The 13,774-nt window shown below is 70.4% G+C and carries 12 protein-coding genes; 7 read left to right on the top strand and 5 right to left on the bottom strand.

Going from position 1 to position 13,774, the window contains the following annotated elements:
• Positions 1 to 20: 20 nt before the first annotated feature.
• Positions 21 to 572 carry a MarR family winged helix-turn-helix transcriptional regulator gene (locus tag ABD648_RS13995; RefSeq protein ID WP_282215560.1) on the top strand — a complete coding sequence of 184 codons (552 nt, stop codon included), beginning with the start codon at positions 21 to 23 and terminating at the stop codon, positions 570 to 572.
• A gap of 8 nt (positions 573 to 580) precedes the next feature.
• Here the strand turns inward: ABD648_RS13995 and ABD648_RS14000 are convergent, their stop codons facing one another.
• From ABD648_RS14000 to ABD648_RS14010, 3 genes are all read right to left on the bottom strand, one after another.
• Positions 581 to 1,498, bottom strand: a complete 918-nt coding sequence (locus ABD648_RS14000) for a cation diffusion facilitator family transporter (protein ID WP_282215561.1) — start codon at positions 1,496 to 1,498, stop codon at positions 581 to 583.
• A gap of 18 nt (positions 1,499 to 1,516) precedes the next feature.
• On the bottom strand, positions 1,517 to 2,923 hold the full coding sequence (locus tag ABD648_RS14005) for an MFS transporter (RefSeq protein WP_282215562.1): 1,407 nt from the start codon (positions 2,921 to 2,923) through the stop codon (positions 1,517 to 1,519).
• A 78-nt stretch (positions 2,924 to 3,001) separates the two neighbouring features.
• On the bottom strand, positions 3,002 to 3,898 hold the full coding sequence (locus ABD648_RS14010; RefSeq protein WP_282215563.1) for an Lrp/AsnC family transcriptional regulator: 897 nt from the start codon (positions 3,896 to 3,898) through the stop codon (positions 3,002 to 3,004).
• A gap of 223 nt (positions 3,899 to 4,121) precedes the next feature.
• On the opposite strand from ABD648_RS14010, the gene ABD648_RS14015 reads away from it, so the two are divergent.
• Genes ABD648_RS14015 through speB form a run of 4 tightly spaced genes read left to right on the top strand, consistent with a single transcriptional unit; the run spans position 4,122 to position 9,673 of the window.
• Positions 4,122 to 5,444 carry an MFS transporter gene (locus ABD648_RS14015; protein ID WP_282215564.1) on the top strand — a complete coding sequence of 441 codons (1,323 nt, stop codon included), beginning with the start codon at positions 4,122 to 4,124 and terminating at the stop codon, positions 5,442 to 5,444.
• On the top strand, positions 5,441 to 7,108 hold the full coding sequence (locus tag ABD648_RS14020; RefSeq protein ID WP_282215565.1) for an amidohydrolase: 1,668 nt from the start codon (positions 5,441 to 5,443) through the stop codon (positions 7,106 to 7,108). Before ABD648_RS14015 ends, ABD648_RS14020 begins: the two co-directional genes overlap by 4 nt.
• Before the next feature lie 4 nt (positions 7,109 to 7,112).
• Positions 7,113 to 8,720: a thiamine pyrophosphate-binding protein gene (locus tag ABD648_RS14025; protein ID WP_282215566.1), complete on the top strand. Its 1,608-nt coding sequence runs from the start codon at positions 7,113 to 7,115 to the stop codon at positions 8,718 to 8,720.
• 2 nt (positions 8,721 to 8,722) lie between these two features.
• Positions 8,723 to 9,673 carry an agmatinase gene (gene speB / locus ABD648_RS14030; protein ID WP_282215567.1) on the top strand — a complete coding sequence of 317 codons (951 nt, stop codon included), beginning with the start codon at positions 8,723 to 8,725 and terminating at the stop codon, positions 9,671 to 9,673.
• Positions 9,674 to 9,800: 127 nt separating this feature from the next.
• Here the strand turns inward: speB and ABD648_RS14035 are convergent, their stop codons facing one another.
• Complete coding sequence (locus ABD648_RS14035; RefSeq protein ID WP_282215568.1) at positions 9,801 to 10,643, bottom strand: serine protein kinase RIO; 843 nt, start codon at positions 10,641 to 10,643, stop codon at positions 9,801 to 9,803.
• Positions 10,644 to 10,896: 253 nt separating this feature from the next.
• Between ABD648_RS14035 and ABD648_RS14040 the strand changes: the two genes are divergently transcribed.
• Positions 10,897 to 12,090: an MFS transporter gene (locus ABD648_RS14040; protein WP_282215569.1), complete on the top strand. Its 1,194-nt coding sequence runs from the start codon at positions 10,897 to 10,899 to the stop codon at positions 12,088 to 12,090.
• A 199-nt stretch (positions 12,091 to 12,289) separates the two neighbouring features.
• Here ABD648_RS14040 and ABD648_RS14045 read toward each other — a convergent pair whose 3' ends face one another.
• Positions 12,290 to 13,207 carry a helix-turn-helix domain-containing protein gene (locus tag ABD648_RS14045; RefSeq protein WP_282215570.1) on the bottom strand — a complete coding sequence of 306 codons (918 nt, stop codon included), beginning with the start codon at positions 13,205 to 13,207 and terminating at the stop codon, positions 12,290 to 12,292.
• Between the two features lie 98 nt (positions 13,208 to 13,305).
• On the opposite strand from ABD648_RS14045, the gene ABD648_RS14050 reads away from it, so the two are divergent.
• Positions 13,306 to 13,767, top strand: coding sequence for a DUF3817 domain-containing protein (locus tag ABD648_RS14050; RefSeq protein ID WP_282215571.1), 462 nt, complete (start codon positions 13,306 to 13,308; stop codon positions 13,765 to 13,767).
• Positions 13,768 to 13,774 lie beyond the last annotated feature (7 nt).

The raw sequence follows: 13,774 nt of genomic DNA on the forward strand, positions 1-13,774 counted from the left end.
GTCGCATGTAAAATGAATTCGTGACCGCCGAACCGAACGATCCCGCCGAAGCCATCGCCCAGGCGCTCTCCCGTCTGCGCGGACGTCGTCTCGGGGGCGGCCCCGGCGGCCGCGGTCACGGCGGTCCTCATGGCTGGCCCGGCGGAGCGCCGGGCGACCACGGCGATCACGGGCCCTTCGGTCACCGCGGCCATCCGGGCATGCCGCCGTGGATGGCGGATCCCTCCGGGCGCATGGGCGGCCCCGCCCGGATGCGGATGCTGGAGGCGCTCGCCGCGGCATCCGTTCCGCTGAGCGTCAGCGCGCTCGGCGAGGCGATCGGCGTCGATCAGCCCCGCGCGTCACGGCTCGTGCAGCAGGGGGTCGAGCGGGGCTTCGTGCGTCGCGAGGCCGACCCCGACGACGCGCGCCGCACGCGCATCGCGCTCACCGACGAGGGCCGTCGCGTCGCGCGCGGCATGCGGGGGGAGCGACGCGAGATGCTGGCCGGAGCGCTGGCGGCCTTCACCGAGGAGGAGCGCGCCGAGCTCGCGCGACTGCTGAACAAGCTCGCCGACAACTGGCAGCGCTGAGCCGCCGCCTACGACGCGGAGAACTCCAGGGACGGCTCGTCGTCGACCGAGAGCGACAGCACGACGGTCTCGACCGCCTCATGCTCCTCGATCCGCTGCTCGACATCGCGCAGCCGACGGGCGACGTCATGCTCGAGCGCGTCGCCGGCGAGGTCGACCTCCGCGACGATGAACAGGCGGTTCGGTCCCACGTACTCGATGTGCAGGTAGGTCACCCGCTCGATCTGGGGCAGCGCGAGAAGCGCGGTGCCGACACGGGCCCGCAGCTTCGGCGCCGCCGTCGTGCCCACGAGGAACTCGATGTTCCGGCTGATGAGGATGATCGCGACCACGGCGAGCAGGATGCCGACGAGGATCGAGCCCACGGCATCCCACGCGGCGACGCCGGTGATCTGGTGGAGGAGGATCGCGCCACCCGCCAGGACCAGTCCGATGAGCGCCGCGGCGTCTTCGAAGAACACGGCGCGGAGGGTCGTGTCGCTCGTCTCGAGCACGAAGTCCCACGTCGACGAGCCGCGCTCCTTCGCCAGCCGGCGCGACTTCACCATCGCCTGCGTGAACGACGCGCCCTCGAGGACGAAGGCGATGCCCAGCACGATGTACGCGACGAGCGGGCTCTCGACCGGACCGGTCTCGGACAGCTCCTGGATGCCGTGCATGATCGACACGATCGCTCCGGCGGTGAAGATGCCGAACGCGGCGATCAGCGACCACACGAACGCGTTGCGTCCGTAGCCGAGCGGATGCCGGGCGTCCTTCGTGCGCGCACCGCGGCGGTCGGCGATGAGCAGGAAGATCTCGTTGCCGGCATCCGCCCACGAGTGCGCCGCCTCGGCGACCATCGACGCCGATGAGGTGATGACGGCGGCGATCGTCTTGGCGATCGCGACCAGGATGTTGGCGAGGAAGGCGATGATCACGGTCACGCGGTCAGGCTACTCCCGTCAGCGCGGCGCCTTCACCGGGAGCAGCAGCACGAACCCGAGGATCAGGACGAGCACGATGCCGAGGATGCCGTAGGCGGTCTGGCTCGTCGCCACGATGAGCACCGTCCAGGCGCCCGAGGCGATCCAGCTCGCCGCGCGACCCGTCGTGGCGTAGAGGCCGAAGATCTCGCCCTCGCGGCCGGCCGGGGTGACGCGGGCGAGGAACGAGCGGGCAGCGGCCTGCGCCGGGCCGACGAACGCGCAGAGGATGAGGCCGCCGATCCAGAACACCATCGATCCGCCGTCACGGAGGAAGAACACTGCGAGGCCCGCGACCACCATCGAACCGATCGAGGCGAGGATGATGCGCTTCGGTCCGACGCGGTCGTCGAGTCGTCCCGCGAGGATCGTGGAGACGCCGGCGATGAGGTTCGCGGCGATGCCGAAGATGATGATCGCCTGCGTCTCGAAGCCGAACACCGCCGTGCCGATGATGGCGCCGAACGCGAAGACGCCGCCGAGTCCGTCGCGGAAGACGGCGCTCGAGAGCAGGTACCAGAAGGTCGGCCGGGTCTCGGGGTCGCGGTAGAGGCCGGCGACGTCCTTCACGAGCAGCGCGTACGACTGGAAGAAGCCGACCTTGCGTTCCGGGCGGCCGAGTGAGGGCTCCGGCACATTCAGGAAGATCGGGATGCTGAAGATGATCGTCCAGACCGCGCACCCGACTGCGATCAGCCGATAGGCGAGGCCGTTGTCGGTCGACATGCCGAACCAGTCGAACGTGTCGAGCACCACCACGATGACGAGGGCGAGGATGCCGCCGATGTAGCCGAAGCCCCAGCCGAGGCCCGAGATGCGGCCGACGTTCTTCGGCGTCGCGATGCCGATGAGCATCGCGTTCGAGTTCACCGCGGCGATCTCGCCGAACACAGATCCGGCCGAGATGAGCGCCACTCCGAGCCAGAACAGGCTGGGGGTCGGTTCGACGAACCACAGGCCGAGCATGCAGAAGACCAGGGCGCCGGTGCCGATCCCGAGCCAGAGCTTCTGCCTGCCCGCGGCATCCGCTCGCTGGCCGAGGACGGGCGCGAGCAGCAGGATGCCGAAGGCGGCGATCGTCGAACCCAGTCCCAGGCCGGAGGCGAGGTCGGCTTCGGCGGCCTTGCGCACGGGGTCGGACGAGTCGAGAGCGGCGATGTCGGCGGGGAGGAAGCCCTTGCCGACCAGGTACAGCGCCGTGAACACGAACGTGAGGATGACGGTGTTGAACGGCTGCGTCGCCCAGTCCCACAGCGCCCACGAGTAGACCTGCTTCTTCGGGGCCGGAGTCTCGCCGCGCAGATCCAGTCCGATCACGCCGACGGCGCCGCTGTTCGCTGTGGCGACGGGCTCGGGAACGCCGGGGTGCGCGTCAGGTTCGCTCATGGTCGAAGTCTGGCGCTGCGCGGTGAACGGGCGGTGACGGCGCGCCGCGCGCTCATCCGCGACCGCAGAAGTGGCGCCTCAGTCCGTGCGCAGGGGCCGCAGCGTGCGGGCGTAGTCCTCCTTCAGCACCGCGAGGTGCAGCCACGCCTCGATGCGCGTCACCCCGGGTAGCGCCCGCAGACGTTCGAGGCTGGCGTACAGGGCGCCGGCCGAGGGCTCGACGAGGGTGGCGACCGCATCGAACCGACCGAGCGTGCGCGCGGCGAAGTCGACGCCGCGTCCCCTGCGCAGTTCCTCGATCACCGCTTCGTCGTCGTCGCCGAGGATCATGCCGACACCCATCGACAGCTGTCGGTGCGCGAGACCGCGTGCCTCGACCGCGCTGATCTTGATGACTCCCGCATCGATGAGCCGCTGCACGCGCGTGGCCACCGCGGAGGGGGAGAGCCGCACCTCCTCGCCGAGCGCGCGGAAGCTCCGGCGTCCGTCGGTCTGCAGCTGCTCGATCAGAGCCTCGTCGATCGCGTCGAGCGTGACCCCGCCGTGGTACTCCGAGACGAAGAATCCCTTCACGACGGTCGAGTAGATGATCGTGCTGATGTCGAGCACACCGGTGATCGCGCGGATCTGGGCGAGCAGGTCGTGCAGCTCCGACATCGAGCCGACCCGGATCTCCGTGACCACGTCGTGCGCTCCGCCGACCGCCGACACCAGCACCGTCTCGTCGAGGTCCCGCAGGTGCTCCGCGACGACCTCGACGGCACCGTCGGTGCGGATCGAGACGTGCGCGAGGACGTGTTGGCCGAGGAAGACGGGATCGACGGCGGCGACCACCCGCACGGTGCGGTCTTCGAGCATGGCCTTCAGCCGGGCGGCGACGGCGGCCCGGGACTGCCCGAGGCGCACGGACAGCGAGCGGATGCTGGCGCGCCCGTCCTCCTGGAGGGCCCGGATGAGTTCGGCGTCGAAATCCACGGCTTTCCTCCGATTCGTCATCTTTCCCGGGATCGCTCGCCCGGGAGAGCACAACCTCAGCCTAAGAGGTAGAACGACCGACGGGAAGGCGACACATGTCTCCGGTCGCGAACATTTCTCCAGTGAATGACTCTTCTCGCTGGAGTTCTGGCCTTGTCGCAGGCTCCGTACGGACGTAGCATCCTCCGTTATCCGACATCTTCCGCAAAGGAGCGGTTCCCTCATGACCTCCACGCACAGCAAGGCCCGACGCGCAGGCATCGCCGCCTTCGTCGGCACCACCATCGAGTGGTACGACTTCTACGTATACGCGACGGCCGCCGCCCTCGTCTTCGGCCCCCTGTTCTTCCCGAGCGGAGACCGGCTCGCCGAGACCGCCGCTGCTTTCGCGACCTTCGCGGTCGCCTTCCTCGTCCGGCCCCTCGGTGGCATCATCTTCGGCCACATCGGCGACAAGCTCGGCCGGCGCACCTCGCTCGTCATCACCCTGCTGATGATGGGCGCCGCCACCGTGCTGGTCGGCTGCCTGCCCACCTACGAGAACATCGGCATCCTGGCGCCGGTCCTCCTGATCCTGCTCCGCGCCATCCAGGGCCTGGCGGTCGGCGGCGAGTGGGGCGGCGCGGTGCTGATGAGCGTCGAGCACGCCCCCGAGAAGTCGAAGACGTTCTACGGCGGCTTCACGCAGCTGGGCAACCCGGCCGGCGCCCTGCTGGCCTCGGGCATCTTCGCCATCATGTCTCGCGTCAGCCCCGACTTCATCATGGACGGCGGATGGCGCATCCCGTTCCTGCTGTCGATCGTGCTGGTCGGCGTCGGGTTCTGGGTCCGCTACCGCGTCGAGGAGACCCCGGTCTTCGAGGCGAAGGTCGAGGGCCGCAAGCAGTCGATGCCCCTGGCCTACGCCCTGCGCACGAACTGGAAGCCGATCCTGCTCGGCATCGGCATCCTGCCGATCTCGACCGGCGGCTACTACCTCGCGACCACGTTCGTCACCGCCTACGCGACCGGCGAGCCGATCTCGGTCAGCGAGCAGGTCATCCTCGACGCGATGACGATCGCCTCCTTCGTGGAGTTCGTCGTGACCCTCCCGGTCGCCTGGCTGGGCGACAAGTGGGGTCGCAAGAACGTCATGTACATCGGTCTGGTCACCTCGGTGCTCACGTTCGTGCCGTTCCTGCTGATCATGCCCGGCCGCGTCGAACCGCTCATCTTCCTGTTCGCCTCGCTGGTGCGCATCGCGATGAGCGCGACGTACGCCCCGATCGCGGCCCTGCTCGCGCAGATGTTCCGCCCGCAGGCCCGGTACACCTCCCTCGCTCTCGCCTACGGTGTGGGTGCGGCGCTCTGGGCCGGATTCTCGCCGTGGTTCGCGACGCAGCTCATCGCCTGGACCGGCAGCATCTGGTCGGTCATCGCGATGTTCACCGGCATGGCGATCATCGCCGGCATCTGCACCCGCCTCGCCCCGCAGCACTCGGATGAGGCGCCGGTCACCGCGTCGTTCACCGCCCGCACCGACACGACCGCGAACAGGCTGCCATGAGAAAGCTCACTCCCTTCGATCGCTCCGCTCAGACGGTGCCGCGACTCCTCACGGCGCGCGCGATCCACATGGCGGATGCCGAGGCCACGACGGCCACGGCGATGCTCACCGATCGCGGGCGGATCCTCGCGATCGGCAGTGCGGACGAGTGCGAGGCCGTGGCCGACCGTGCCGGCCTCGCACCCGAACGGGTCGACCTGGGTGATGCGGTGGTCGTCCCCGGCTTCATCGACGCGCACGCCCACCCGCTGATGTACGGGCAGCTGATGACCTGGGTCGACTGCGGACCCGAGAAGGCCGGAAGCATCCCCGAGATCGTCGCCCTGCTGCAGGCCGCTGCCGCGGAGACGCCCGCCGGGCGTCCGGTGCGCGGCTACGGGTACGAGCAGCGGAACCTCGCCGAGAAGCGGCATCCGACCCGCTTCGAGCTCGACGAGGTCGCGACCGACCGCGAGGTGTATCTGATGAACGCCTCCGGTCACGGCGGCGTCGTCAACTCGCACACCCTCGCCGTGAACGGCGTCGGCCGCGACACCCCCAACCCCGACGGCGGCGAGTTCTTCCGCGATGCCGATGGCGAGCTGACCGGCGAGTTGTCGGATGCCGCGTGCAACATCCTCACCGGCGTGCACGGCGTGAAGATCGGCCACCACGGCCCGAACTTCCACCTCGCCGACGAGCCCGAGGAGCACCTCCGCCAGCTGGATGCCGCGACGCAGCGCTTCCTCGCCGGCGGGGTCACCTCGATCGGCGACGCGCAGGTCACGCGCCGCGAGTTCGACATGTACCTGCGGCTCGCCGAGGCCGGACGCCTCGAGCTGCGCGTCTCGATGTACCTGCTCTCGCACCTGCTCGACGAGGCGCTCGAGATGGGCCTGGTCGGACAGTTCGGCAACGCGCACCTCAGCTTCGCCGGCATCAAGCTCTACGCCGACGGCACGCTCGGCGGCTGGACCGCGTACTTCCCCGACGGCTATGTGGGCGATCCGTGCCGCACCGGCCAGCTGTACCACGAGCCCGCCGAGTACACGGCGCTGATCAGCAAGGCTCACGCCGCCGGTCTCCAGACCGCGACGCACGCGCAGTCGCCGACCGCGATCGAGATGGTGGTGTCCGCGATCGAGGCCGCGCTCGCCGAACGTCCGGATGCCGATGCCCGCCACCGCATCGAGCACTGCGGGCTGCCGACCCCCGAGCAGATCGCGCGGATGGCCGTCTCCGGCATCCGTCCGGTGAACCAGACCCAGCACTACTTCAACTGGGGCGAAGGTGTGGAGGAGGCCATCGGCACCCCGGGCGAGCGCTTCAACCCGCTCGGTGAGTTCGAGCGCGCGGGCGTGCCGTTCACGATCTCGTCGGATGCCCCGGTCGCCGAGCCCATCCCGCTCGAGGCCATCCAGACCGCGGTCACCCGCGTGACCCGCCGCGGTCACAAGCTCGGGCCGGACGACCTGCGGGTCTCCGCTCTCGCCGCGCTCCGCGCCCACACGATCGAGGGTGCGGTATCGATCGGCCGCGAAGACGACCTCGGCTCGCTCGAGGTCGGCAAGTACGCCGACTTCGCCGTGCTCTCCGACGACCCGCTGGTCGTCGCGGGAGAGGACATCGCGGCGATCACCGTGCGCGAGACCTGGGTCGACGGGGAGCGCCGGTACCGTGCCTGACGTCATGACGAACAACGAGCAGTATGCCGACACCGCAGGCCGCGCCGTGCTCGAGACCATCCGCGCCTATGGCGTGACCGCGATCTTCGGCATCCCCGGCACGCACAACCTCGAGCTCTACCGGCCGCTCGCCGAACTCGGCATCCGCGCGGTGACCAACCGCCACGAGCAGGGCTCGGGCTACGGCGCCGACGGCTGGGCGCAGCAGACCGGGCTCCCCGGTGTCGTGATCACGACCTCCGGCCCCGGTCTGCAGAACGCCATGAGCGCGATCGGCACCGCGTTCTGCGAGTCGCGACCGATGATCGTGCTGTCGCCCGGCGTGGCCCTCGGAGCGGAGTTCGCCGACGTCGGCACGCTGCACGAGACGAAGGATGCCACCGCGATGGTCGGCGCGATCGCCGAGTGGTCGCGCCGCGTGCACTCGGCTGCGGAAGCCGTCGAAGCCGTGCACGATGCCTTCACGCTCTTCCGAACCGGTCGCCCGCGGCCCGTGCACATCGAGATCCCCCTCGATGTCCTCGAGGCCCCCGCAGACGTCCCCCAGGCGGATCGGATCGCGCGCCCCGAGCCCGCCCCTGCCGCGGGCGACCCCTCCTCCATCGCTCAGGCGGCGGGGCTGCTGGCCTCGGCGCGCCGACCGGTGATCGTCGCCGGCGGCGGAGCGACGGATGCCGCACCCGAGGTCGCGGCGCTCGCCGAGCGTCTCGGAGCTCCGGTGCTGACGACCCTCAACGGCAAGGGCGTGGTCGACGAGCGGCATCCGCTCTCGCTCGGATCGAACCTGCGGCTCGCGGCCGCCCGCGCCGTCGCGGAGGACGCCGACGTGCTGCTCGTGATCGGCTCGAAGCTCGGCGAGGCCGAGCTGTGGGCTCCGCGGCTGGAGGCGCGCGGTGGCGTGATCCGCGTCGACATCTCGCCGGCGCAGCGCGACAAGAACCTCGACGCGACCGTCGGGATCACCGGCGATGCGGCGGCCGTCGGTCGTGCTCTGCTGGCCGCGCTGCCGTCGGAGGCGCGACCGGCGCCCGACCTCGGGGCGGCACGAGACGCGATCGACGCCGAGATGCGCGAGACCGCGCCGGAGGCCGTCGCCCTGGCCCAGATCATCGCCGACGCTCTGCCCGACGATGCGATCGTCGCGGGCGACTCCTCGCAGATCGTCTACATGGCGCTCGGGAGCGTGCTGCGCTCGCCGCGTCCGCACTCCCTGCTCTACACGCCGACCTACGCGACCCTCGGCTACGGCCTGCCCGCCGCGATCGGGGCGCGGGTCGCCCAGACCGAACACCCGGTCGTCACCGTGATCGGCGACGGCGCGCTGATGTTCTGCGTCAACGAACTCGTCACCGCCGTCGAGCAGCGACTCGACGTGACGATCGTGTGCGTCGACAACGGCGGCTACGCCGAGATCCGGCAGAACGAGGTCGATCGCGGGATGACGCCCGTCGGCGTCGACCTCGTGCAGCCCGACTGGGCCGCGCTCGCGACGGCGTTCGGCGCGACCGGGCGCCGGGTCGACCGGACCGAGGACATCGCGTCGAGCATCCGCGAGGCCATCGCCGAGGGCGACGTGCAGCTCGTCCACATCCCCATGGAAAGACAGGACTGATCATGACCGAGAACGTGGGCCCCATCGACGCCTCCGTGAACCCCCGGTACTCGGGGATCGCGACCTTCGCACGCCTCCCGCGGATCGAGGACGTGCCGCGCGCCGACATCGCCGTCGTCGGCATCCCGTTCGACTCGGGGGTGAGCTACCGCCCGGGCACGCGCTTCGGCCCGTCGCATGTGCGCGAGTCGTCGCGCCTGCTGCGTCCGTACAACCCGGCGCAGGACGTGTCGCCGTTCGCGATCGCCCAAGTGGTGGATGCCGGTGACATCCCGGTGAACCCGTTCGATCTGGCCGCCGCGGTGAGCGAGGTCGAGACCGCGGCGATCGCGCTCGGCGAGCAGGTGCAGCGCATCGTCACGATCGGCGGCGACCACACGGTGGCGCTCCCGCTGCTGCGAGCGGTCGCCGCCAAGCACGGCCCGGTCGCGGTGCTGCATTTCGACGCGCACCTCGACACCTGGGACACCTACTTCGGAGCTCCGATCACGCACGGCACGCCCTTCCGCCGGGCGAGCGAGGAGGGGCTGATCGACCTCACCGCCAGCTGCCACGTCGGCACCCGTGGTCCGCTGTATTCCAAGCAGGACATCGAGGACGACGAGCGCCTCGGCTTCTCGATCGTGTCGAGCGAGTACATCGAGGAGCACGGCGTCGAGGCCGCGATCGCGCGGATCCTGCAGCGCATCGGCGACAAGCCGCTCTACGTCTCGATCGACATCGACGTGCTCGACCCCGCGCACGCCCCCGGCACCGGCACGCCCGAGGCCGGCGGGCTGACCAGTCGCGAGCTGCTGCGGATCCTCCGGGCGCTCGGTTCGCAGCACATCGTCGGCGCCGACGTCGTCGAGGTGTCGCCGGCCTACGACCACGCCCAGATCACCGGCATCGCCGCGAGTCATGTGGTCTACGAGCTCGTGAGCCTCCTGGCCTCGCAGGTCGCGCAGCCCTAGCCCCGGCATCCGTCCCCGCCTTCTTCCGTTCCGGTCGCACTTCGTGCCGCCCAGCGGCCGAGATTGCGGCAACAACTGCGACCGGAACGCCGCTCACCGGCAACAACTGCGACCGGAACGCCGCACCTCAGGCATACGACGCGGCGAGCAGCTCGGCGAACAGCTCCTCCGGGTCGCGTTCCACCCGGCGCCGGGTGAACCAGTCGCAGATGTTGACGCAGTCGCGGTGCAGCAGGTCGAGGCCCTGCGGGTTCGCGATGATGTCGACGATCTGCGGCAGGTCGATCACCCGCACGCGGCCCTCGTGCACGAGCAGGTTGTACGCCGAGAGGTCGCCGTGCGCGAACCCTGCGGCCGCGAACACCCGCATGATCTCGACCACCTGGTCGTAGAAGCCCGCGAGCTCCGCACGGTCGCTGCGCACCTGGGCGAGGCGGGGTGCCGCGGTGCCGTGCGCGTCGCCGAGGAACTCCATCAGCACCTCGGTGCCGTTGACCTGCACCGGGTACGGCACGGGTGCGCCCAGCTCCCACATCCGGCAGAGCGCCTCGAACTCGGCGAACGACCACTGCGCGGCGGCGACCTCCCGCCCATGGGTCGACTTCTTCGCGAGGGCGCGGGTGTCGCGGGTGTTCCGGGTGCTGCGACCCTCGGTGTAGACGGCCGAGCGGTGGAAGCTGCTGTGCTCGGCCGAGCGGTAGCGCTTCGCCGCCAGCAGCGTGTGCTGCGCCGGGTCGTCGGGAACCGCGCGCTCGAGCAGGAACACGTCGGCCTCTTTGCCGGTCTTGAGGATGCCGAGCTCGGTGTCGAGCGCGCCGGCCGAGGTCACGACCCAGTCGGGCCAGGGCTCCGGCCCGCGTTCCGTCGGGGTGACGGCCGGCCAGGTCGACCAGCGCTGGTTCTCGCCGGGTTCGACGTCGGCGAAGGAGAGTTCTGTCGCGAAGGGATCAGACAGGAAGGGATCAGACAAGATGTGGCTCCGGAAAGGGGAGGCCACACCAGGGATCAGGAGCGGGTGGCCTCGAAGGGAAGGTGGTCGGCGGAGAGCGCGACGAAGACGGTGTTCATGTCCTCAGCTCCTTCCGCTCGGGCCTTCCGGGCTCGTCCCGGTGCGTCGATGAGCCTAGGGCGTGCGCGCCGGGCTTGTCCAGACCCGGACGAATGGTCGGATGCCGCGGACGACCGGTCGGGCGTCGACCCCCGGAACCTGAGAGCGTGGAACCATGACCACGACAGCGCCGATCCCGACGACCGCATCCCCTTCTCGAGCAGGGCGGATGCCGTACGGCGGCCTCATCGTCGTGATGATGATGAGCTTCCTGCTGGTGACAGCGGAGTTCCTGCCCAACGGTGTGCTCACCGAGATGGCGGAGTCGCTGGGCGTCACCCCGGGGCAGGCCGGGCAGACCGTCACCGTGACCGCCCTGGTCGGGCTGCTCGTGGCGCCGACGATCGGCCTGATCTTCCCGCGCCTCGACCGTCGCTCGCTGCTCGTGTGGATGGCGCTCGCCGCGGCTGTGTCGAACCTCATCGTCGCGATCTCTCCGAACCTCGTGATCGTGCTGCTCGCCCGGTTCCTGCTGGGCGCCGCGATCAGCGCGTTCTGGTCGATGTCGATCACGGTCGCCGCCCGCATCGCCGGTCCCGAGCGCCTCGGTCGCGCGGTGATGTTCACCGCCGCCGGGACCTCGCTCGCCACCGTCGCCGGCGTGCCGATCGGAGTGATGCTGAGCGAGCTCATCGACTGGCGCATGGTCTTCGCCCTGGCGGGCGTGGTCACCGGGCTGCTCGCGATCGCGCTCCGAGTGCTCCTGCCGTCGGTGCCGGCGGCTCAGGCGTCCAGCATCCGTCTCCTGGTCGACACCGTCCGCCGCCCCGGCATCAGCCTCGGCATGATCGGCCACGTGCTGATCGTGCTCGGCCACTTCCTCGCCTACACCTACGTGCGTCTCGCGCTGGAGCGCATCCCGGATGTCGACGCCTCGACCATCGTCGTGCTGCTCGCCCTGTTCGGCGCGGGTGGCCTGATCGGCAACCTCGTGATCGGCTTGATGATCGACCGGTCGTTCGCCTTCTTCGCCGTGTTCGCACCCGTCGTCATCGCGGTGGCGGTCGCCTCGATGATCCTGCTCTCCGGCACCGTCCTCGGGATCGGGATCGTCGTGTTCGTCTGGGGCCTCTTCTTCGCCTCCTGGCTGATCGTCGTGAACACCTGGGTCGGTCACCGGATGCCGGATCGCCTCGAGGCCGGCGGCAGCCTGGTGGTCGTCGGGTTCCAGGGCGCCATCATGATCGCGGCGGGCGTCGGCGGATTCCTGGTCGACACGATGAGCATCGAGCTCGTCTACGCCGTCGGAGCGGTGATCCTGCTCGTCGGCGCCGTGCTGTTCGGCGCATCGAACCGCATCAAGTCCTGAGCGGGATCTCGGCACACCCGGCCGGCCGCAGTCAGCTGCGCACAGCTTCGGAGTCCACGGCCGACACCCCGCCGCTTCGGAGCCCCGCGCGGCGAGTCGTTCGCGGGGCTCCGAAGTTGTGCCCGCTGCCGGATCCCGGATCCCGGATGCCGGATGCCGGATGCCGGGCGCCGGATGCCGGATGCCGGCCGGCCGGGGGCTACGCGGGGACGGGCGTGCGGTGGGCCATGCGCCAGGACGAGGGGGTCATGCCGGTGCGGCGGCGGAACGCGCGGCTGAACCCCTCGTCCGAGGCGTAGCCCAGCTCCCGGGAGATCTCGGAGACGGGTCGTCCGGCGTCCAGCATCCGCTTCGCCGCGTCGACGCGCACCTCGGTGACGTAGTCGGCGGGGGAGCGGCCGACGGCGTTGCGGAAGCGTTCCGCGAAGGTCGAGCGCGACATCGCGCTGACGCCGGCGAGGCGCTCGACGGTCCAGTCGCGGCCCGGCTCCTCGTGGATGGCCTCGACGACGCGGTCGAGGAAGGGGTCGTTCGACAGCGAGGGCCAGCCCTGCGGCGCGCAGCCGTTCGCCGCCCAGGCGCGGATGAGCGACAGCAGCACGGTGGTCGCCATCATCCGGCAGATCAGCGGATCGCCCTGACGGACGGGGCACGTGGTCGGGTCGACGAGGCCCATGTTCTCGGCCAGAGCCGCGGCCGCGGGCTCGAGGGCGTCGAAGCCCGTGACGGTGATGAACTCGGGCAGGACCGCGCGCAGCTGCGAGGCGGCATCCGCGAGTTCGAGGTCGACGACCATCAGGCTGGCGGCCTCCTCGGCCTCGAGGGCGAACGGCGATCCGCCCAGCATGAGGAACGCGTCGCCGGCGACGAGCCGATCGCGGTGGCCCTGCGGGTCGATCGTGAGGCGGCGCGAACCGGGATCGACGTCGAGACGGCATCCGTCTCCGAGTGGCGGATGCCCGTGCACGCTGCCCTCGGCGATGTACACGAGCGTGATCATGTCGTGCGGGATCGGCAGCAGCGCCCCCGCGGGAAGCGAGGTGCGCCGGGCCACGCCGACGCGCAGATCGACGGTGCTGAGCACCTGCGAGAGCGCGTCCGCATCCACTGTCACCATGCCTTCGGCAACATCGTGCCGCCGCCGGGTATTCCACCGTTCGAATCGAACGGCGCCGCGGCCCGGATACGCTGGGAGGACGCCACCCGAGGAGTCCCGTGTTCCGCACCCCCGACCGCCTGTTCCGAGTTCTCGCGATCGCGGAGGCGATTACCTGGACGATCCTGATCGCCGCGATCATCGCCCGTGCGGTCGGCGCGCCCGGCGTGGTGGTGACCGTGGGCGGCGGCATCCACGGCTTCGTGTTCCTCGCCTACGCGGCCTCGGCCGTGCTCGTCGCGCTCAACCAGCGCTGGCACCTCGGCGTCGGCGTGCTGGCGGTCGTCAGCGCGATCGTCCCCTACGCCACGATCCCCACCGAGATCTGGCTGCACCGCACGGGCCGGCTCGACGGCGCCTGGCGCCTCGATGCGACCGACGATCCCCGGGACCGCCGCTGGTACGACCGGCTGATGCGCTGGTTCCTGCGTCGGCCCCTCGTGCTGGTGCTCCTGCTCGCGGTCGGCATCGTCGCGCTCTACGTGATCCTGCTGCTGGTCGGTCCTCCCGGCGGCAAGTGAGGCCTCG

The organism is Microbacterium luteolum, from assembly GCF_039533965.1.
Taxonomy (GTDB): Bacteria; Actinomycetota; Actinomycetes; order Actinomycetales; family Microbacteriaceae; genus Microbacterium; species Microbacterium luteolum.

Coding starts and splice junctions, on each gene's coding strand:
- ABD648_RS14005 (WP_282215562.1), bottom strand. CDS start 2,923: ATGAGCGAACCTGACGCGCACCCCGGCGTTCCCGAGCCCGTCGCCACA.
- ABD648_RS14015 (WP_282215564.1), top strand. CDS start 4,122: ATGACCTCCACGCACAGCAAGGCCCGACGCGCAGGCATCGCCGCCTTC.
- speB (WP_282215567.1), top strand. CDS start 8,723: ATGACCGAGAACGTGGGCCCCATCGACGCCTCCGTGAACCCCCGGTAC.
- ABD648_RS14040 (WP_282215569.1), top strand. CDS start 10,897: ATGACCACGACAGCGCCGATCCCGACGACCGCATCCCCTTCTCGAGCA.
- ABD648_RS14020 (WP_282215565.1), top strand. CDS start 5,441: ATGAGAAAGCTCACTCCCTTCGATCGCTCCGCTCAGACGGTGCCGCGA.
- ABD648_RS14045 (WP_282215570.1), bottom strand. CDS start 13,207: ATGGTGACAGTGGATGCGGACGCGCTCTCGCAGGTGCTCAGCACCGTC.
- ABD648_RS14025 (WP_282215566.1), top strand. CDS start 7,113: ATGACGAACAACGAGCAGTATGCCGACACCGCAGGCCGCGCCGTGCTC.